This is a genomic window from Solirubrobacter ginsenosidimutans, from assembly GCF_027587205.1.
In genome coordinates this window covers 107842-128626 of sequence record NZ_JAPDOD010000009.1, presented here as the reverse complement: position 1 = coordinate 128626, position 20785 = coordinate 107842, and the positions used below count along the sequence as shown (strand labels likewise).

The 20785-nt window shown below is 68.8% G+C and carries 12 protein-coding genes; 10 read left to right on the top strand and 2 right to left on the bottom strand.

Annotated features, from left to right (window positions below; genetic code table 11):
* The first annotated feature begins 216 nt into the window (after nucleotides 1–216).
* The 3 genes from OM076_RS12925 to OM076_RS12915 are packed head-to-tail and all read left to right on the top strand — an operon-like array spanning nucleotide 217 to nucleotide 4123.
* The gene (locus tag OM076_RS12925) at nucleotides 217–1842 is read left to right on the top strand and encodes a cupredoxin domain-containing protein (RefSeq protein WP_270040374.1); all 1626 of its coding nucleotides are present in this window, start codon (nucleotides 217–219) and stop codon (nucleotides 1840–1842) included.
* Nucleotides 1839–3323 carry a multicopper oxidase family protein gene (locus tag OM076_RS12920; RefSeq protein WP_270040373.1) on the top strand — a complete coding sequence of 495 codons (1485 nt, stop codon included), beginning with the start codon at nucleotides 1839–1841 and terminating at the stop codon, nucleotides 3321–3323. The genes OM076_RS12925 and OM076_RS12920 overlap by 4 nt, the downstream gene beginning before the upstream one ends.
* Nucleotides 3320–4123, top strand: coding sequence for a cupredoxin domain-containing protein (locus tag OM076_RS12915; protein WP_270040372.1), 804 nt, complete (start codon nucleotides 3320–3322; stop codon nucleotides 4121–4123). Before OM076_RS12920 ends, OM076_RS12915 begins: the two co-directional genes overlap by 4 nt.
* Here OM076_RS12915 and OM076_RS12910 read toward each other — a convergent pair.
* Together OM076_RS12910 and OM076_RS12905 are read right to left on the bottom strand one after the other, a co-directional pair.
* Nucleotides 4120–4977 carry a tryptophan 2,3-dioxygenase gene (locus OM076_RS12910; RefSeq protein ID WP_270040371.1) on the bottom strand — a complete coding sequence of 286 codons (858 nt, stop codon included), beginning with the start codon at nucleotides 4975–4977 and terminating at the stop codon, nucleotides 4120–4122. The two genes, OM076_RS12915 and OM076_RS12910, sit on opposite strands and share 4 nt — an antisense overlap.
* Nucleotides 4974–6404, bottom strand: a complete 1431-nt coding sequence (locus OM076_RS12905) for a WS/DGAT/MGAT family O-acyltransferase (protein ID WP_270040370.1) — start codon at nucleotides 6402–6404, stop codon at nucleotides 4974–4976. Before OM076_RS12905 ends, OM076_RS12910 begins: the two co-directional genes overlap by 4 nt.
* 97 nt (nucleotides 6405–6501) lie before the next feature.
* On the opposite strand from OM076_RS12905, the gene OM076_RS12900 reads away from it, so the two are divergent.
* From OM076_RS12900 to OM076_RS12870, 7 genes are all read left to right on the top strand, one after another.
* Nucleotides 6502–8022, top strand: coding sequence for a phosphohexomutase domain-containing protein (locus OM076_RS12900; RefSeq protein WP_272597955.1), 1521 nt, complete (start codon nucleotides 6502–6504; stop codon nucleotides 8020–8022).
* On the top strand, nucleotides 8019–9248 hold the full coding sequence (glgC, locus tag OM076_RS12895) for a glucose-1-phosphate adenylyltransferase (RefSeq protein ID WP_270040368.1): 1230 nt from the start codon (nucleotides 8019–8021) through the stop codon (nucleotides 9246–9248). Before OM076_RS12900 ends, glgC begins: the two co-directional genes overlap by 4 nt.
* On the top strand, nucleotides 9245–10423 hold the full coding sequence (gene glgA, locus OM076_RS12890; protein ID WP_270040367.1) for a glycogen synthase: 1179 nt from the start codon (nucleotides 9245–9247) through the stop codon (nucleotides 10421–10423). The genes glgC and glgA overlap by 4 nt, the downstream gene beginning before the upstream one ends.
* A 103-nt stretch (nucleotides 10424–10526) precedes the next feature.
* Nucleotides 10527–12965 carry an immune inhibitor A domain-containing protein gene (locus OM076_RS12885; RefSeq protein ID WP_270040366.1) on the top strand — a complete coding sequence of 813 codons (2439 nt, stop codon included), beginning with the start codon at nucleotides 10527–10529 and terminating at the stop codon, nucleotides 12963–12965.
* Between the two features lie 181 nt (nucleotides 12966–13146).
* The gene (locus OM076_RS12880; RefSeq protein WP_270040365.1) at nucleotides 13147–15612 is read left to right on the top strand and encodes a M6 family metalloprotease domain-containing protein; all 2466 of its coding nucleotides are present in this window, start codon (nucleotides 13147–13149) and stop codon (nucleotides 15610–15612) included.
* Between the two features lie 126 nt (nucleotides 15613–15738).
* Entirely contained in the window at nucleotides 15739–18162 is a 2424-nt protein-coding gene (locus OM076_RS12875; RefSeq protein ID WP_270040364.1) for a M6 family metalloprotease domain-containing protein, read from the top strand.
* 134 nt (nucleotides 18163–18296) lie between these two features.
* Nucleotides 18297–20750, top strand: a complete 2454-nt coding sequence (locus tag OM076_RS12870) for a M6 family metalloprotease domain-containing protein (protein WP_270040363.1) — start codon at nucleotides 18297–18299, stop codon at nucleotides 20748–20750.
* Nucleotides 20751–20785 lie beyond the last annotated feature (35 nt).

The following is a 20785-nucleotide window of genomic DNA, read 5'->3' as shown; positions in this document are numbered from 1 at the left end:
CGGTCATACGGTGCTTTGGCGCACAACTGGTCAAAAGAGACGTTGCGGAAATCTTGTCTGACAATGTAGGCTTCGGCTCGAAGATAATTCAGGAGGGGGAACGTGGGTCTTAGGAGGAGGTACCTGCCATGGCTGGCATGCGCCGCCGTGGCAATAACGGCGCTCCCCGCGCTCGCATGGGGTCATAGCGACGCGCCGGTCTCGGCGAGTTTCGTCGTGACCGACACGGCCTTCCGCGACGCGGCGGGCGACGACTCGGCGGTCGAGATTCCGGTCGGCGGCACGGTCGGATTCAGCTACCCCGTCGGCGAAAGCCGCCACAACGTCGTCTTCGAGACGCTGCAGCCGTCCAGCTGCAAGCAGACCGCGGGCGAGAACTGGGGCGCGACGCCGCCGCTGCCGTGGTACCAGCAGGGTCCCGGCTGGGCCGGCACCTGCACCTTCGACAAGGCCGGCACGTACGTGTTCCACTCGGGCCTGAACTTCCTGATGAAGGGCACGATCGTCGTCAGTGACGCGACGCCCACGGCCACGCCGACCGTGACGGCCACGGCCACGGCCACGGCCACGGCTACCGCGACGCCCACCCCGGCGCGGATCGAGGCCCATGACGGCACCCACAACTGGTGGCAGGACGCGTCGCAGTCCAGCGAGGCGGACAACAGCGTCACCGTCAAGGCCGGCGCCCGCGTGACCTTCGCCTTCCCCTCAGGCGCGAGCGGGCACAACGTGACGTTCCCGAGCGGGCCTGCCCCGGCGCTGTGTCCGCAGACCAAGGTCTCGTCGCAGTTCCCGATCCTGGACACCAACGACGCGCCGCCGATGCCGGCGTTCGCGCAGGGTCCCGGCTGGGAGGGCTACTGCACCTTCGACACGCCGGGCACGTACACGTTCGTCTGCGGGACGCACCCGGAGATGACCGGCACGGTCGTCGTCGAGTCCGGCGGCGAACCGACGCCGACGCCCACCGCGACGGCCACGCCGACGCCGACGGCCACCGCGACGCCGACGCCGACGGCCACGCCGCCGACGCGCCCCGGGATCGTCGCCCACGACACAGCGACACCGGCGAAGAACTGGTTCCAGGACGCGTCGAGCAGCGACGCTGCGGACAACACCGTCACGGTCGACAAGGGCGCGACGGTCGACTTCAGCTACCCGTCGGGCACGAGCGCGCACAACGTCAAGTTCGACACCAACCCGACCTCGTGCGTGCAGAAGACCGGCATCGCGATCACGACCGGCCCGCCGCTGCCGGCCTACGGGCAGCCCGCATCCTGGACCGGCGAGTGCACGTTCGACACGCCGGGCACGTACACGTTCGTCTGCACCGTGCACCCGACGGAGATGACGGGCACGGTGGTGGTCAAGAACGTCGACGGCACGGAGCCGACCCCGACGCCCACCGCCACGCCGACCGCGACGCCCACCGCCACGCCGGAGCCGCCGCGTGACACCACGCCCGCGAAGATCGCCTCGATCTGGGCCGCGATCGACAAGCCGACCGTGAAGGCGATGACGGTGTCGTCGTTCCTGAAGGGCAAGCTGACGATCGTCGCCCGCTGCGTCTCGGCCGGGTCCGGCACGCTGACGCTCTCGGTGAGCAAGGCGGTGGCGAAGCAGATCGGCCTCAACGGCACCAAGCTCGGCTCCGCGACCACGACCTGCGACGGCCACGGCCGCTTCACGGTCAAGCTGAAACCCAATGCCGCGGCCAAGAAGGCCTTGGACGACTATCGAGGATCGGTGAAGACCACGGCGACGCTCGCCCTGGCCGGCCCGATCGGCCAGACGAGCGTGACACGGACGATCAACCTCAAGGGCAAGGGACGCGCGCGATGAATTGGGAAAGTGACCCGATCACCCGCCGCGCCGCTCTGACGCGCGGGTTCAGCGGCGTCGGCACGCTCGCGCTGGTCTGCTCGTTCGACTTCGACAAGAAGGCGCGGATCAGCGGCAAGAAGACCTCGGCGTACGTGCGCTCCGCCGCCTCGACGCCGTTCGACCCGTTCCAGCGCGATGTGCCGATCCTGCCGGTGGCGACGCCGGGCTCGGCGACCAAGCAGCTCGAGCAGTACGTCATCACCATGAAGCCCGGGACGGCGGACATCCTGCCGGGCCTGCACACACCGGTGCTCGGCTACAACGGGCTCTACCCGGGGCCGACGATCAAGGCCACGCGCGGGCGCGAGGTGCAGATCCGCCAGATCAACCAGAGCGGGCGCGACCTCAACGTCCACCTGCACGGCGGCGTCACCGAGCCGCAGTTCGACGGGCACCCGCACGACTTCATCCCGACCGGGACGGAGCGGCTGTACAAGTACCCGAACATCGCCCGCTCGGCGACGCTGTGGTACCACGACCACGCGCACGGCGAGACGCACCTCACGCTGTTCGCCGGGCTCGCCGGGTTCTACCTGCTCGACGATCCCAACGACAAGCAGTTCGATCTTCCGCAGGGCGAATACGACGTCCCGCTGATGATCCAGGACCGCTCGTTCAACGCCGACGGCTCGTTCCGCTACCGGTTCGACCTCGACCGCGGCTTCCGCGGCGACACGATCCTCGTCAACGGCGCGGTCGCGCCGCGGATGAAGGTCGAGCGGCGGATCTACCGGCTGCGGTTCCTCAACGCGTCCAACGCGCGGCCCTACAAGCTCGAGCTCGGCAACGGGCGCAAGATGATCCAGATCGCCTCCGACGGCGGGATGCTGCCGGGCAAGCCGGTGGCGCGCACCTCGATTCCGCTGGAGCCGGCCGAGCGCGTCGACGTGCTCGTCGACTTCCGCGACTTCGGCGTCGGCTCGAAGGTCATCCTCCACAACACCGTCGGCGAGGCGTCGACGAGCGCCGTGATGCGCTTCGACGTCGTCAAGGGCGGCGCCGAGGAGGCGCGGATCCCGAAGCAGCTCGCCGAGGACGAGGAGCTGCCCGAGGTCAACATGGAGCGCTCGTGGCCGCTGACCTTCGAGGGTCTCGCGGGCGGCAGCTCGGTGTGGCACATCGCGGGCGGCGGGTTCTCCGAGGAACGGATCGACGCGAAGCCGCGCCAGGGCACGACCGAGCAGTGGACGTGGGTCAATCAGTCCGACCGCACGCACCCGATGCATCTGCACGGGTACCACTTCAGAGTGGTGTCCGTCGACGGCCAACCGCCCAGTCCGGGGGACCGGGGCTGGAAGGACACGGTGGCGGTCTATCCGCGCTCGACCGTGGTCATCCGCCCGTACTTCGACTACTTCAGCGGCCGCTACGTCTTCCACTGCCATGCCGCCGAGCACGGCGACATGTCGATGATGGGCCAGATGGAGGTGCAGGCGTGATCCGCCGGGTCCTTGTGGGCGGGCTCGCCGCCGCCGCGCTGCTGGTGCCGGCCGCGGGCGCCCAGGCGTCCGTCACGCGCGCCGTCCAGGCCTTCGACACGCCGTCGTTCACGCATCTCTGGACGCCGCGCAACGTCCCCGCGCAGGTGGGTGACACGATCGAGTGGCGCTTCACGCAGCCCGGCAACCCGCTCGGGGAGAACTCCACCCACGACGTCTGGGTCGTCGCACCCGGTGGGCAGCCACAGCAGCTCGGCGCGTCCTACCTCGGGCCGAAGGCGAGCACGGTCGTCAGCCAGGCCGGCACGTATCAGTTCTATTGCTCGATCCACGGCGGCCTCGCCGCCGGGGGCATGAACGGCCAGGTCGTCGTCGGCACCGCGGACCCGGGCGCGCCCGTCGACCCCGGGACGCCGTGGACCGATCCCGACTGGGTGGACCCGGACGATCCGAGCCTCCCGCCGGCGCTCCCCAACACGACCACCGCGCCGACGGTCTTCGAGGAGGGCGACACCACCGCCCCGACCGTCGACCTGATCTCGATCAAGGCGCCCGAGAACACCGTCAAGGTCAAGGTCAACGTCTCAGAGGCCGGGACGCTCACGTTGCGCCTGAAGCTCGGCAAGAAGGTCGTCGCCACCGAGACCGTCGACGCCAACGCCGGACCCGTCAGCGCGCAGATCAAGCCGCCCAAGAACCTGCGCGACAAGGAGCGCAAGTACAAGCTCCAGGTCTTCGCCACCGACATGGCCGAGATCGACTCGAAGATCCACTCCGTCTGGGTCTACCTCGGCGGCTAGCGGCCGATCTCGGTCCGCACGTCCAGCAGTTCCGGAAAGAAGGTCAGATCGAGCGCGGCACGGAGGAATCCGACTCCTGAGGAGCCTCCCGTGCCGCGCTTGTGACCGATGATCCGCTCGACGGTCTTCATGTGGCGGAAGCGCCACAGCTGAAAGGACTCCTCGACGTCGACGAGCTCCTCGCACATCTCGTAGGCCTCCCAGTCGCGTTTGGGGGCGTCGTAGATGGCCTTGAAGACGGGGAGGAGGTCCTCGCGGCGCCGGTGGGGCTCGGTGAAGTCGCGCTCGACGCAGTCGGCGGGGATCGCGTAGTCGCGGCGGGCGAGGTGGCGCAGGAACTCGTCGTAGAGGCTGGGGGCCTCGAGGACCTCGCGCAGGCGCGCGTGCGCGGTCTCGTCATGCCGGAAGACCGTCAGCATCTCGCGGTTCTTGTTGCCGAGCTGGAACTCGATGATCCGGTACTGCAGCGACTGGAAGCCGGAGGCGGGGCCGAGGACGTCGCGGAACTTCACGTACTCCGACGGGGTCAGCGTCGCCAGCACAGCCCACTGCTCAAAGAGCTGGCGCTGGATCTGCTTCACGCGCGAGAGACCCTTCTGGGCCGGGCCGAGGTCGTCGGCGGCGAGCCGCGCGAGCACCTCGTCGAGCTCGTGGATGATCAGCCGCATCCACAGCTCGGAGGTCTGGTGCTGGATGATGAACAGCAGCTCGTCGTGGTGCTCGGGGTCGCTCAGCGGGTGCTGGGCGCTCAGGAGCCGCTCGAGGTCGAGGTAGGACGCGTAGGTGCGCCGCCCGCGCAGGTCGCGGGTGACGCCCTCCTCGACGTGGCGACGGTTCTCCCCGGCGTCGGTCACTGTTCGAGCGCTTCGAGTTCCTCGCGCAGGTAGCCCATCAGCACCTCGACGTCGGGCATCTGATCGCGGTCGGCGACGATCCCGAAGTCCATGTGGCCCATGTAGCTCATGACGGTGATGTTGAGGCCCATGCCGTCGGTGATCACCGAGACCGGGTAGTTGGCCTCCAGCCGCGCACCCGCCATGTAGAGCGGGAACTGCGGGCCGGGGACGTTGGAGATCACGAGGTTCCACGTCGGCCGGCCGGGACGCGAGGTCGAGAAGCCGAACGTGAGCCGCGCGGCGCGCGCGAAGACCGCGGGCGGGATGAAGTTGTTGGCGTCCTGCAGCAGCTCGGCGGGCAACGCGCGGTGGCGGTCCTTCATCTCGGCGAGCGCCTCGTGGGTCTTGCGCAGGCGCTCGACCGGGTCCGGCTCGTCGGTGAACAGCGGCGCCGCCATCAGCAGGATGCGGTTGCCGAAGGTGCCGAACTGCTCGCCCGTGCGCACTGACACCGGCACCTGCGCCACCAGCGGCGTCTCAGGCAGGTCGTCGTGCTCGATCAGCCAGCGCCGCACCGCGCCCGCGCACACCGCCACGACGACGTCGTTGACCGTCGCGCCGTGGTTGTTCTTGGCGGCCTTGAACTCGCTCAGCGGGAGCTGGCCGAAGACGAAGCGCCGGTGCGGCGAGACGCGGCCGTTGAAGACCGTCTTGGGCGCGGTCAGATCGGGCCGCTCGACCCCGTCGCGGCTCAGCTTCCCCGCGATCTTCGACAGCGTGCCGGCCCCCGGGAAGATCCCGAACGGCGTGTCCTCGAGGTTCGGGATCGCCTTCGGCAGCGCCCGCAGCATCCGCACCGGGTAGCGGGGGAGACCGAGCATCCCGAGCGTGAACATCTGCAGCCCGGTGGGTGGGGGGTCGGCGAGATCCTCGTCCTCGGAGACCGGCGGGATCTCGCGGCCCTCGGGGGTCAGGTCCAGCAGCAGCGCCATGATCTCGGCGCCGCTGAGGCCGTCGATGACCGCGTGGTGGATCTTCGTCAGGACGCACACCAGGCCGGACTCGTGGCCCTCGATCACGTAGAGCTCCCACAGCGGCCGCGCGCGGTCCAGGGGGCGCGACATGATCCGCGCGACCTGGTCGGCGAGCTGCTCGTCGTTGCCCGGCGACGCGAGCGCCATCTCGCGGATGTGGTAGCCGAGGTCGATCTCGGCTTCCTCGACCCAGTAGGGGTGGTCGAGCCCGAGCGGCACCTCGGCGAGGCGCCAGCGCAGCGGCGGAAGCTGCGGCGCGCGTTCCTCGATCAGCCGCGTCACTTCGCGGTAGCCGAATTCCCCGTCCGGCGCCGTCGCTGCGTCGAGCATCGCGAGGCTGCCGACATGACCGGTCTGGCGCGAGTTCTCGAGGGCGAGAAACTGCGCGTCGAGGCTGGTGAGCTGCCGCATCCCCGCACCCTATGCGTTGCGGCACGCCTCGGCCAAGTCAGAAGTGGGAAGGTTCGCGAGTGTGAGCCCTACCGCCGGCACCCGTCCAGACGCCGCGATGCTCGTCGACCTCGACGAGCTGTACGCCGCGTACCGCCGCGAGCCCCTGGGTCCCGTCACCTTCGGGACCTCAGGCCACCGCGGCAGTTCCCTCAAGGGCACGTTCACCGAAGCCCACGTCCTGGCCATCAGCGAGGCGATCGCGCGCTACCGAAAAGCGGAGGGGATAGCGGGACCGCTGTTCGTCGCGCGCGACACGCACGCGCTGTCGGAGCCGGCGTTCCACACGGCGCTGAGCGTCTTCAGCGCCCACGGGCTCGACATCCGCGTCGACGCCGCGGACGGTTACACGCCGACTCCCGCGCTCAGTCACGCGATCCTGACCCACCCCGGCAGCGACGGGATCGTCCTCACGCCGAGCCACAACCCGCCCGAGGACGGCGGCTACAAGTACAACCCGCCCAGCGGCGGGCCGGCGGGGACGGACATCACGAAGCGCATCGAGGATGAGGCCAACCGCATCCTGGGCACACCCGTTCAAACGACCGATGAACGTACGGTGCCACACGACTACGTGGATGCGTACGTCAAGGATCTCCCGAACGTGATCGACGTCGCCGCGATTCGCGCGGCGGGCGTGCGGATCGGCGCCGACCCGCTCGGGGGCGCGAGCGTCGCCTACTTCGCCGCGATCAGAGACATCCACGGGCTCGACATCGAGGTCGTCAACGACGAGGTCGACCCGACGTTCCGCTTCGTCCCGCTCGACCACGACGGCAAGATCCGGATGGACTGCTCCTCGCCGTACGTGATGAGCGGCCTGATCGAGCTGCGTGAGCGCTTCGACGTCGCCGTCGCCTGCGACCCGGACGCCGACCGCCACGGGATCGTCGCCCCCAGCACCGGGCTCCTGAATCCCAACCACTACCTGGCCGTGGCGATCAACTACCTGTTCGGCGGCGCCCGCCCGGCCTGGGGCGACGCGGGGATCGGCAAGACGCTGGTCTCCTCGACGCTGATCGACTTCGTTGCGGCCGACCTCGGCCGCCGCCTGGTCGAGGTGCCGGTCGGCTTCAAGTGGTTCGTCGACGGCCTGGTCGACGGCAGCCTGGGCTTCGGTGGCGAGGAGAGCGCCGGCGCGTCGTTCCTGCGCATGGACGGCACGCCGTGGTCGACCGACAAGGACGGCATCCTGCTCGCGCTGCTGGCGGCGGAGATCACCGCCACGACCGGCAAGGACCCGGGGCAGCACTACACCGAGCTCACGCAGCGCTTCGGCGCGCCCGCCTACAGGCGCACCGACTCGCCGATCACCCCCGAGCGCAAGGCGAAGCTGCTCCAGTTGGAGCCGTCGGACATCACCGCGACCGAGCTCGCGGGCGAGCCGATCGAGCGGGTGCTCACGAAGGCGCCCGGCAACGACGCGGCGATCGGCGGCGTGAAGGTCGTCGCCGAGCACGGCTGGTTCGCCGCCCGCCCGAGCGGCACCGAGGACATCTACAAGCTCTACGCCGAGTCCCTGAAGGGCGAAGCGCACCTGGAGCAGATCATCGAGGAAGCGCGGGAGATCCTGGCATGAGCAAGGTCCTGACCATGGTGCTGGCCGGGGGCGAGGGCAAGCGCCTCGCACCCTTGACGGCCGACCGCGCCAAGCCCGCCGTGCCGTTCGGCGGCAACTACCGCCTGATCGACTTCGCGCTCTCGAACCTGGTCAACGCGAACTACCACCAGATCGTGGTCCTGACGCAGTACAAGAGCCACAGCCTCGACAAGCACGTCACCACGACCTGGCGCCTGTCGCCGCTGCTGGGCAACTACGTCACGCCGGTCCCGGCCCAGATGCGGCTCGGGCCGCGCTGGTTCGTGGGCTCAGCCGATGCGATCTACCAGAACTACAACCTGATCGCCGACGAGCGTCCGGAGCACATCATCGTCTTCGGCGCCGACCACATCTACCGCATGGACCCGCGCCAGATGGTCGAGCAGCACGTCGCCTCCGGCAAGGGCGTGACGGTCGCCGCGCTGCGCACACCGATCGAGCAGGCCGACCAGTTCGGCGTGATCGAGACCGCGGCCAACGGGCGCGACATCGCCGCGTTCCGCGAGAAGCCGAAGGACCCGGTCGGCCTGCCGGACTCGCCGAACGAGGTCTTCGCCTCGATGGGCAACTACGTCTTCTCGACCGAGGCACTGATCAGCACCGTCTCGGCCGACGCTGCCGACGAGACGTCCAAGCACGACATCGGCGGCAACATCATCCCCGCGCTGGTCGCCCAGGGCGACGCGCAGGTCTACGACTTCTCCGCCAACGAGGTCCCGGGCGCCACCGAGCGCGACAAGGGCTACTGGCGCGACGTCGGCACGCTCGACGCCTACTTCGACGCGCACATGGACCTGATCTCGGTCCACCCGATCTTCAACATGTACAACCACGACTGGCCGATCCACACGTGGCCCGGGATCACTCAGCCGGCGAAGTTCATCTTCGACGAGGACGGCCGCCGCGGCCATGCGGTCGACTCGATGGTCTGCGCCGGCGTCGTGATCTCCGGCGGGACCGTGCGCCGCAGCATCGTCTCGCCGCTCGCGCACATGCATTCGTACTCGCTGGTCGAGGACTCGATCGTGATGCACGAGGTCGAGGTCGCGCGCAACGCCGTCGTGCGGCGCGCGATCCTGGACAAGAACGTCTACATCGGCGAGGGCGTGGAGATCGGCGTGGACCCGGTGAAGGATCGCGAGCGCTTCCACGTCTCCGACGGCGGGATCGTGGTGATCCCGAAGGGCATGAGGGTCACAGAATGAAGATCGCTTTGATGACCCGCGAGTACCCGCCCGAGGTCTACGGCGGGGCGGGCGTGCACGTCGAGTACCTCGCGCGCGAGCTGCGCGCGTTCGAGGAGGTCACGGTGCACGCGTGGGGGACGGGGGACGTCCCGCACACCGCCTGGGACGCTTTGCGGGGCGACGCGCCCGAGCTCGCCGCGCTGCGGGCGGTCAGCATCGACCTGACGATGTCCGCGGGCGCGCAGGGCTCAGACCTCGCCCACAGCCACACCTGGTACGCGAACTTCGGCGGTCACCTGGCCAAGCTGCTGTGGGGCATCCCGCACGTGGCGACCGTCCACTCGCTCGAGCCCCTACGGCCGTGGAAGGAGGAACAGCTCGGCGGCGGGTACCGCCTGTCGAGCTTCTGCGAGCGCACCGCGCTGGAGAACGCGGACGCGGTGATCGCGGTCTCCAACGGCACGCGCGGCGACATCCTGCGCGTCTACCCGAACATCGACCCCGACCGCGTCCACGTCATCTACAACGGCATCGACACCGCCGAGTACACGCCCGACCCGACCACCGACGTCCTCGAGCGCCACGGCATCGACCCGGCCAAGCCGAGCGTCGTGTTCGTCGGCCGGATCACCCGCCAGAAGGGCGTGCAATACCTGCTCGAGGCGGCGAAGGCCTTCGACCCGAGCGCGCAGCTCGTCCTCTGCGCGGGCAGCGCCGACACGCCGGAGCTCGGCGCCGAGGTCGAGCGCCGCGTCGAGGAGCTCAAGGCGACCCGCGAAGGCGTCTTCTGGATCGAGCAGATGCTCCCCAAGCCCGACGTGATCCAGATCCTCAGCCACGCGACCGTCTTCGCCTGCCCGTCGATCTATGAGCCGCTCGGCATCGTCAACCTCGAGGCGATGGCGTGCGAGGCGGCGGTCGTTGCCACCGCGACCGGCGGCATCGTCGAGGTCGTCGTCGACGACGAGACCGGGTACCTGGTGCCGATCGAGCCCGGCGACGACGGGACCGGCGCGCCCCGCGATCCGGCGAAGTTCGCCGCTGATTTCGCTCAACGCGTCAACGCCCTGATCGCCGATCCGGCGAAGGCGGCGGCGTTCGGCAAAGCGGGCCGCAAGCGCGCTGTGGAGGCGTTTGCGTGGCCCGCGATCGCCGCGCAGACCTCGCAGCTGTACCGGGACCTCGTGGCCTGACCCGCTCGACCGGCGGTCCTGGTCAGAACTACATCGCGTAGTTACGATCGCGCCAGGGTGCGGCGCGAGGGGCGCCGCGTGGGTCAAAAGAGAGGGCAAAGACATGAAGGTCAAGCACGTCGCCGGGATGGCGGCGGTGCTGGCGCTGGTGGCGCCGGCCGTGGCGATCGCGGGGCCACCCGCGCCCGTCGATCCCCAGAACTGGACATTCCAGGACAACTTCACCTGGAACGACTACCACCCGATCCCGGGCAAGGACTACTCCGACCCGTCGATCGTCCCGAGCGTCAAGAAGTGGAAGGTCGCGCTCGTCCTGACCGACTTCCCGGACAAGACGTTCTTCGTCTCGCAGCCCGCGGGCAGCACGATCTACGGCACGCCGACGATCGAGGCGCACGACATCCCGCGCGCCGACGTCCCCGCGTTCTACCGCGACTTCCTCAACAAGCCGCAGGCGCTGAACCACTTCCAGACGATGAACCGCTACTGGATGGAGGACAGCTACGGCAAGTACGGCGTGCAGCTGGACTCGTTCGGCCCGTACAAGCTGCCGGGCAATTCGTACCAGTACTTCCTGACCGACCAGTCGGGGAGCCAGAACAACCCGGCGCACTGCCCGCAGCTGACGCCGGCCAAGCCCTGCAACCTGAACTTCCGCACCGACGCCCGCGCCGCGTGGCTGGCTGATGTCGGCGCGGCCAAGATCGCCGAGTACGACAACATCTTCTACGTCTCCGCCGGTGAGGACGAGTCCTCGACCTGGCAGGAGTTCGGCGAGATGAAGTTCCTCAACCAGGACGCGGTCACCGACGCGTTCGGCCCGAAGGCCTACGGCGACCTGACCCAGACCAACTGGGCGGTGTCGCGCTACGTGCCGTGGAGCTCGTGGGTCACCGTGGCCAACATCTGGCCCAACGCGAGCGGCAACACGTCGGTCGAGGGCGAGAGCTCCGGCATGGGCACCTACGCCCACGAGCTGACCCACAACCTCGGCCTGCCCGACAACTACAACAACCCGTTCACGTCGCCCTACCAGCGGACCGGCAGCGGCATGTGGGACATGATGAGCCGCGGCCAGTTCAACGGCGCCGGCGGCCAGCACACCCGCTTCCTGATCCCGCCGACGACCGGCTCCGCGCTCGGCTCGCAGCACAACCTGCGCAACAAGCGCGTCCTGAACTTCCTCACCGACGGCGACCTGCTGCGCCTGAACCGCGACGGGCTGAAGTCCTCGGGCCTGGCGGTCGCGGACGTGACCGCGCGTGAGGTCGCCCCGACGGGCGGCGAGATCTCCGGCGTGACCGTCGTCCTCGACGGCACCGGCGACAACGAGGCGCCCTGCAACTACGTCACCGACCCGACCTGCGACGGCGTGCGCACGCAGGGCACCGGGATCACCGGCAAGTACAACAACTACCACATGGAAGTGGTCCAGCAGATCGGCTCGGACTCCTTCGATCCGGGCCACGGCGTCCTGATCTCGAAGTCCAAGAACACGGCCTCCTCCTGCGGCAACTTCACGTGCTTCGTGTGGTTCATCGACGCCCACCCGGAGGACATCAACAAGGTCGACTTCATCGGCCCCGACGGGCAGCCGAAGATGGCGACGCCGGGCGACGAGCGCCAGAAGAACGACGCGACGTTCAACGTCGGCCTGAACTCGGGCACCCTGTCCGAGTACGAGGACACGGCCAACCGCCTGCACTTCTACATCCTCGACAAGAAGACCGACGACACCGGCGTCCTGCACTACAAGGTGGGCGTCCGCTCGCTCGACGGCGCCGGCCCGCAGACGCGCGGCGTCAGCCTCGCCTCGCCGCAGCTGGGCAACGCCGAGGGCTATACGACCTGCACGTTCAACCTCAAGAACACGGGCGCGATGGCGGCCGTCCCGAACGTGCACCCACAGGACGCTTCGGCGTTCCTGGACTCCGACATCTACCGCCTCTCGACGACGGCCACGGGCACCGGCTGGGCGGCGTACGTGAAGAACGCGTTCGCCTCGGCGGAGTTCGGCCAGTCGGTCTCGGTCCCGGTCTACATCGAGAAGGGCACGGGCGCCGGCACGGTCACGCTCAAGGCGGTCTCCGAGAGCGACCCGACCAAGACCGCGTCCGCGGTCTGCACGCTGTCCGACTCGACCGTCGGCGGGTCCGTCCCGGCGACGCTCGCGCTGACGATGGGCACGGCGGCCAGCTTCGGCGCGTTCACGCCGGGCCTGGGCAAGGACTACTTCGCCTCCACGACGGCGACGGTGATCTCCACCGCAGGCGACGCGACCCTGACGGTCGCCGACCCGAGCCCGACCGCCACCGGCCACCTGGTCAACGGCGCGTTCTCGATGCCACAGGCGCTGCAGGCCTCCGGATCGACCGCCGGCACGTACGCGGCGCTGCCGACGACCCTGAAGACGTACACCGGCCCGGTCTCCAACGACCCGGTCGCCGTCAGCTTCAAGCAGACGATCGCTGCCACCGACGCGCTGCGCACCGGCAGCTACGCCAAGACGCTGACGTTCACGCTGTCGACGACGACGCCATAAACGCTCTCATCGACGCTGCGGGAACTACGCGGCGTCGGATGTGACAAATGCCGGAAAGCCCCGCAAATGCGGGGCTTTCCGCGTTTCCATGAGCGTTTGACCCAGGCCCGCGCCGCCAGCTAAAGATGCGGGATCGGCGGGCATGACGGCCGCCAAGGGTCTAAAGAAGGGGAACAACTCGATGAGAGGTCTTCACGCCGCCGGGCTGACGGTGGCGTTGGTGGCGCTGAGCGCGCCCGCCGCCGCGAACGCGGCCGGGGCGCCTTCGCCGCTCGATCCGCAGAACTGGTCCACCCAGGAGAACCAGACCTGGTCGGACTACAAGCCGCTGCCGGGGCCGGACTACTCCGATCCGAGCATCCAGCCGTCGGTGAAGAAGTGGAAGGTCGCGCTCGTCGTGACCGACTTCCCGGACAAGACGTTCACGATCTCGCAGCCGGCGGGCGGGACGGTCTTCGGCACGCCGACCGCGGAGGCCAACAGCGTCCCGCGCGCGGACGTGCCGGCGTTCTATCGCGACTTCCTGAACAAGCCGCAGGCGCTCAATCACTTCCAGACGATGAACCGGTACTGGATGGAGGACACGCACGGCAAGTACGGCGTGCAGCTGGACTCGTTCGGGCCGTATCAGCTCCCTGGCCGGTCCTATCAGTACTTCATGACCGACTTCGGCGGCGCGGCGCAGCAGGCGCACTGCCCGGACGCGGCCAACTACCCGTGCAACAAGAACTTCCGCACCGACGCCAAGGCGGCATGGGTCGCCGCGGTCGGCCAGGACGTCGTGAACTCCTACGACAACGTCTTCTACGTCTCCGCCGGTGAGGACGAGTCCTCCACCTGGCAGGAGTTCGGCAACATGAAGTGGGCGACGCAGGACCAGGTGCCGGACGCCTTCGGCCCGAAGAACTTCGACCCCACGCAGGCCAACTGGGCGATCACCCGCTACGTGCCGTGGACGTCGTGGGCCTCGGCCTCGACGATCTGGCCCAACGCGAGCGGCAACACCTCGATCGAGGCCGAGAGCTCGGGCATGGGGACCTACGCCCACGAGCTGACCCACAACCTCGGCATCGCCGACAACTACAACAACCCGTTCGACACGACGCTGCAGCGCGACGCGACCGGCCCCTGGGACATGATGAGCCGCGGCTCCTTCGGCGGCCCCGGCGGCACCCATGCGCGCTACTTCATCCCGCCCACCACCGGCGGCTCGCTCGGCTCGCAGCACGACCTGCGCAACAAGGCCAAGCTCGGGTTCATCACGCCCGACCAGCTGCTGAAGGTCAACCGCGGCGGCCTCGCGCAGTCCGGCATGGTCGTGGCCGACGTCACCGCGCGTGAGGTCGACCCCGGCTCGGGCCTCAGTGGCATCCAGGTCAACCTCGACGGCGGCGACAAGGAGCCGCCCTGCACCGTCGCCACCAACCCGCTGTGCGACGGCGTCGGCCGCAACGCGACCACGGGCGCGGTCACCAACGGCTACAACAGCTACCTCGCCGAGGTCGTCCAGCAGATCGGCTCGGACTCCTTCGACCCGAGCCACGGCGTGATCCTCTCGAAGTCCAAGACCGCGGAGAACTCCACCTGCGGTCGCTACACGTGCTTCAACTGGATCATCGACGCCCACCCGGAGGACATCAACATGGTCGACTTCGTGGCCGCCGACGGCACGGTCAACAAGGTCACGATCGCCGACCAGCGCCAGCTCGACGACGCGTCGTTCAACGCCGGCCTGAACTCGGGCTCCTCCTACGAGTACGAGGACACCGCGAACCGGCTGCGCTTCTACATCATCGACCTGCACAAGGACGCGAGTGGCGTCCTGCACTACACGATCGGCGTCCAGTCGCTCGACGGCAACGGCCCGCAGACCCGTGGCGTCGCGCTCGCCGACGCGCCCGGCCTCACGGACGACGCCGGCCTTCAAGCGTGCACGTTCACGCTCAAGAACACCGGCGTGGCGGCGGCCACGGACCCGGCGCTGCACCCGATGGACGTCTCGGCCAACCTGACCTCAGACGTCTACCGGCTCAGCGCGAGCGCCACCGGCAGCGGCTGGAGCGCGTACCTGCGCAACGCCCTGGCGACCGCGAAGTTCGGGGAGAGCACCACGGTCCCGGTCTACGTCTCCAAGGCCGACGGCGCCGCCGCGGACGGGACCGTCACGCTCAACGCCGTCTCGGTCAGCGATCCGTCCAAGACCGCGACCGCGGTCTGCGGCGTCTCGAGCGGGACGGTCGGCGGTTCGGTGCCGGCGACGCTCTCGCTGTCGCTCGGCGCGGCGGCCTCGTTCGGTCCGTTCACGCCCGGCGTGGGGCAGACCTACACCGCGTCGACGGCCGCCACGGTCATCTCGAGCGCGGGCGACGCGGCGCTGAGCGTCGCCGATCCGGACGCGGCGGCCACCGGCCATCTCGTCAACGGCTCGTTCTCGCTCCCGCAGGGCCTGAAGGCCCAGGCCAAGGGCGGCGCCTACGCGCCGGTCGGCGGCAGTGCCGCGCCGACGACCCTGACCAGCTGGAGCGGCCCGGTCTCCAACGACCCGGTGCCGATCGGCTTCCAGCAGACCATCGGTGCCGGCGATGCGCTGCGCACCGGCACTTACTCAAAGACGCTGACGTTCACACTCAGCACGACCACACCGTAAGTTCATGAGTCCTGGCCTCGTGGACACATGTCCACGGGGCTGGACTTGACCGTCCGCATATCTCCCCTTAAACATGAACGTACGGCGGCCTGGAGGGCTGCCCAGGGTCTAAACGAAGGGGAATACATGAAGGTGCTTCACGCCGCCGGGGTGGCGGCAGTGCTGGCGCTCGCCGCGCCCGCGGCGGCGTTGGCCGGCGCTCCGGCGCCCGTCGATCCACAGAACTGGTCCTTCCAGGACAACCTCACGTGGAACGACTACAAGCCGCTGCCGGGGACGGATTACTCCAACCCTGACGTGCAGCCGACCGTCAAGAAGTGGAAGGTCGCGCTCGTCGTCACCGACTTCCCGGACAAGGGCTTCACGATCTCGCAGCCCGCGGGTTCCACGATCTTCGGGACGCCGACGGCCGAGGCCAACCAGGTCCCGCGTGACCAGGTGCCGGCGTTCTACCGCGACTTCCTCAACAAGCCGCAGGCGCTGAATCACTTCCAGACGATGAACCGGTACTGGATGGAGGACTCCTTCGGCAAGTACGGCGTGCAGCTGGACGCCTTCGGGCCGTACCGCATGCCGGGTCGCTCGTACCAGTACTTCCACGATTACACGACCAACGCCCACTGCCCGGACGCCGCGCACTACCCGTGCACGCTGAACTTCCGCACGGACGCGCGCGCCGCCTGGCTCGCCGACGTCGGCGCCGCCAAGGTCGCCGAGTACGACAACATCTTCTACGTCTCCGCGGGTGAGGACCAGTCCTCCACCTGGCAGGAGTTCGGCCAGATGAAGTTCAAGACGATGGACGACGTGCCGGACTCCTTCGGCCCGAAGGCCTTCGACCCGCTGCAGACCAACTGGGCTCCGACCCGGTACGTCCCGTGGTCGTCGTGGGCGTCGTCGTCGACGATCTGGCCCAACGCCTCCGGCAACACGTCGATCGAGGCCGAGAGCTCCGGCATGGCGACCTACGCCCACGAGCTCACGCACAACCTCGGCCTGCCCGACAACTACGGCAACCCGTTCGGCACCACGCAGCAGCGTGCCGCCACCGGCATGTGGGACATGATGAGCCGCGGCTCGTTCAACGGCCCGGGCGGCCAGCACACCCGCTGGCAGATTCCCCCGACGCAGGGCGCCGCCCTCGGCTCGCAGCACAACATCCGCAACAAGCGCGTCCTGAACTTCATCACCGACAACGACCTCCTGCGCCTCAACCGCGACGGGCTGGCGACGTCGGGCATGGCGGTCACGGACGTCACCGCGCGTGAGACCGCGCCGACGGGCGGCGAGATCTCCGGCGTCAACATCGCCCTCAACGGCGCGGGCGACAAGGAAGCGCCGTGCAACTACCTGACGGACCCGACCTGCGACGGCGTTCGAACGTCCGGCTCGAGCGTGACGGGCAAGTACGACAACTACACGATGGAAGTCGTGCAGCAGATCGGCTCGGACTCCTTCAGCCCGGGTCACGGCGTCCTGATCTCCAAGACGAAGAACACCGCGTCCTCCTGCGGCTCCTCGAGCTGCTTCGTGTGGGTCGTCGACTCGCATCCGGAGGACATCAACAAGGTCGACTTCGTCGCGGCCGACGGCACGCCCAACAAGGCGACCATCGGTGACGAGCGCCAGAAGAACGACGCCTCGTTCAACGCCGGCGTCGGCTCGGGCTCCTCGTCGGAGTACGAGGACACGGCCAACCGCCTGCACTTCTACATCCTGGACAAGCACAACGACGCGCAGGGCATCCTGCACTACACCGTCGGCGTCCGCTCGCTCGACGGCTCCGGCCCGCAGGCCCGCGGCGTGGCGCTCGCGTCGCCGCAGCTCGGCAACGACTCCGGCTACGCGACCTGCTCGTTCAACCTGAAGAACACGGGCGCCGCGGCGGCCGTTCCGGCGGGCACGCACCCGCAGGACGCCTCGGCCTACCTGAACAACGACATCTACCGTCTCTCGGCCTCGGCCACCGGCACGGGTTACGCGGCGTACCTCAAGAACCAGTTCGCGACCGCCAAGTTCGGCGAGAGCGTCTCGGTCCCGGTGTACATCGAGCGTGGCACGGGCTCCGGCTCGGTCACGCTGAACGCCGTCTCCGAGAGCGATCCGACCAAGACCGCCTCCGCGGTCTGCACCCTGGCCGACAGCACGGTCGGCGGCTCGGTGCCGGCGACGCTGTCCCTGAACATGGGCGCGGCGGCCTCCTTCGGCCCGTTCACCCCGGGCCTGGGCAAGGACTACATCGCCTCCACGACGGCCACCGTCGTCTCCACCGCCGGTGACGCGACCCTGACGGTCGCCGACCCCGACGCGACGGCCAACTCCGGTCACCTGGTCAACGGCACGTTCGCGCTGCCGTCGGCGCTGCAGGCCTCCGGCTCCACCGCGGGCGCGTACTCCGCGCTCCCGGCGACGCTGAAGACCTACGCCGGCCCGGTGTCCAACGATCCGGTCGCCGTCAGCTTCAAGCAGACGATCTCCGATCACGACGCGCTGCGCACCGGTCAATACGCCAAGACGCTGACCTTCACGCTCAGCACCACCACCCCCTAGCGGCTCTCATCAACTACGACTCCGTGTACACATGTCCACGGAGTCGTGGTTGACCCGCGCCTTTATCTCCCCTGAAGATGCTCTCACGCGGCACTCCGTTTGCCGCGAGGGTCTACGAGAGGGGTCTGAACAACATGAAGGTGCTCCACGCCGCCGGCCTGGCGGCCGTGCTCGCGCTGGCGACGCCGATGGTCGCGTCCGCTGCGGGTCCGCCCGCGCCCATCGATCCGCAGAACTGGTCCTTCCAGGACAACCTGACCTGGAACGACTACCACGCGCTGCCCGGGACGGACTACTCCGATCCGTCGATCGTGCCGACCGTGAAGAAGTGGAAGGTCGCGCTCGTCCTCACGGACTTCGACGACAAGCCCTTCTACATCACGCAGCCGGCCGGCAGCTCGGTCTTCGGCACGCCGACGATCGAGGCCCACGACATCCCGCGCGCGGACGTCCCGGCCTTCTACCGCGACTTCCTCAACAAGCCGCAGGCGCTGAACCACTTCCAGACCATGAACCGGTACTGGATGGAGGATTCCTACGGCAAGTACGGCGTCCAGCTGGACGCCTTCGGCCCCTACAAGCTCCCGGGCCACTCCTACCAGTACTTCATGACCGAGTTCGGCGGCAACGCCAACCTCGCGCACTGCCCGGCGCTGACGCCCGCGCACCCGTGCAACCTGAACTTCCGCACCGATGCCCGCGCGGCGTGGCTGGCCGACGTCGGCGCGGCGAAGATCGCCGAGTACGACAACGTCTTCTACGTCTCCGCCGGTGAGGACGAGTCCGCCACGTGGCAGGAGTTCGGCGAGATGAAGTTCAAGACGCAGGACGACGTCACGGACGCGTTCGGCCCGAAGTCCTACGGCGACCTGACCCAGACCAACTGGGCGGTCACCCGCTACGTGCCGTGGTCCTCGTGGGCCGCCGTCTCGGGCATCTGGCCCAACGCGTCCGGCAACACGTCGATCGAGGCCGAGGCCTCCGGCATGGCCACGTACGCGCACGAGCTGACCCATAACCTGGGCCTTCCGGACAACTACAACAACCCGTTCGGCACCGTCCAGCAGGTCACCGCGACCGGCATGTGGGACATGATGAGCCGCGGCTCGTTCAACGGCCCGGGCGGCCAGCACGTCCGCTACCTGATCCCGCCGACGCAGGGCGAGGCGCTGGGCTCGCAGCACAACGTGCGCAACAAGCGCGTGCTGAACTTCCTCACCGACAACGACCTGCTGCGCCTGAACCGCAACGGGCTGGCGACATCGGGCATGGCGGTCGCGGACGTCACCGCGCGTGAGACGGCGCCGACCGGCGGCGAGATCTCGGGCGTCAACATCGCCCTCGACGGCACCGGCGACAACGAGGCGCCGTGCTACATCAACGGCGTCCTGACCACGCCGAACTGCGACGGCGTCGCCCGCGCGGCGAACGGCACGATCAGCGGCAAGTGGAACAACTACACGATGGAGGTCGTGCAGCAGATCGGCTCGGACTCCTACGACCCGGGCCACGGCGTCCTGATCTCCAAGACCAAGACCAACAACTCCTCCTGCGGCTCCTACAGCTGCTTCGTGTGGGTCGTCGACTCGCATCCGGAGGACATCAACAAGGTCGACTTCGTCGCGGCCGACGGCACGCCGAAGAAGGCGACGATCGGCGACGAGCGCCAGAAGAACGACGGCTCGTTCAACGCCGGCCTCGGCTCGGGCTCCTCGTACGAGTACGAGGACACGGCCAACCGCCTGCACTTCTACATCCTCGACAAGAAGACCGACGCGACCGGCATCCTGCACTACACGGTCGGCGTCCGCTCGCTCGACGGCTCCGGCCCGCAGACGCGCGGCGTCAGCGTCGCCTCGCCGCAGCTCGGCAACGCCGAGGGCTACACGACGTGCTCGTTCACGCTCAAGAACACGGGCGCCGCGGCGGCCGTCCCGGCCGGCACGCACCCGCAGGACGCGGCGGCGTACCTCAACAGCGACGTCTACCGCCTGTCGGCGTCGGCGTCGGGCACCGGCTACAGCGCGTACCTCAAGAACGCGTTCGCGGCCGCCAAGTTCGGCGCCACGGTCTCGGTTCCGGTCTACATCGAGCGCGGCACGGGCTCCGGCTCGGTCACGCTGAACGCCGTCTCCGAGAGCGATCCTTCGAAGACCGCGTCGGCGGTCTGCACGCTGGCCGACGGCTCGGTCGGCGGCTCGGTGCCGGCCACGCTGGCCCTGACGATGGGCGCTCCGGCCACGTTCGGCGCGTTCACGCCCGGCCTCGGCAAGGACTACGTCGCCAACACCACGGCGACCGTCGTCTCCACCGCCGGTGACGCGTCCCTGACGGTCGCCGACCCGAGCACGACGGCCAACGGCCACCTGGTCAACGGCACGTTCTCGCTCCCGCAGGCCCTGCAGGCGTCCGGCGCCACCGCCGGGCCCTACGCGGTGCTGCCCACCACGCTGAAGACATACAGCGGCCCGGTCTCCAACGACCCGGCGACGATCAGCTTCAAGCAGACGATCGGCTCCGCCGACGCCCTGCGTACCGGCACCTATGCCAAGACGCTGACCTTCACGCTGTCCACGACCACCCCTTAGTCCAGTTGTTCGGCCCCCGTGGGAGAAATTCCACG

What these genes read in the sequence shown, in the direction of transcription:
- OM076_RS12920 (WP_270040373.1), top strand. Translation starts at nt 1,839, where the DNA reads ATGAATTGGGAAAGTGACCCGATCACCCGCCGCGCCGCTCTGACGCGC.
- OM076_RS12905 (WP_270040370.1), bottom strand. Translation starts at nt 6,404, where the DNA reads ATGCGGCAGCTCACCAGCCTCGACGCGCAGTTTCTCGCCCTCGAGAAC.
- OM076_RS12900 (WP_272597955.1), top strand. Translation starts at nt 6,502, where the DNA reads ATGCTCGTCGACCTCGACGAGCTGTACGCCGCGTACCGCCGCGAGCCC.
- glgC (WP_270040368.1), top strand. Translation starts at nt 8,019, where the DNA reads ATGAGCAAGGTCCTGACCATGGTGCTGGCCGGGGGCGAGGGCAAGCGC.
- glgA (WP_270040367.1), top strand. Translation starts at nt 9,245, where the DNA reads ATGAAGATCGCTTTGATGACCCGCGAGTACCCGCCCGAGGTCTACGGC.
- OM076_RS12885 (WP_270040366.1), top strand. Translation starts at nt 10,527, where the DNA reads ATGAAGGTCAAGCACGTCGCCGGGATGGCGGCGGTGCTGGCGCTGGTG.
- OM076_RS12880 (WP_270040365.1), top strand. Translation starts at nt 13,147, where the DNA reads ATGAGAGGTCTTCACGCCGCCGGGCTGACGGTGGCGTTGGTGGCGCTG.
- OM076_RS12875 (WP_270040364.1), top strand. Translation starts at nt 15,739, where the DNA reads ATGAAGGTGCTTCACGCCGCCGGGGTGGCGGCAGTGCTGGCGCTCGCC.
- OM076_RS12870 (WP_270040363.1), top strand. Translation starts at nt 18,297, where the DNA reads ATGAAGGTGCTCCACGCCGCCGGCCTGGCGGCCGTGCTCGCGCTGGCG.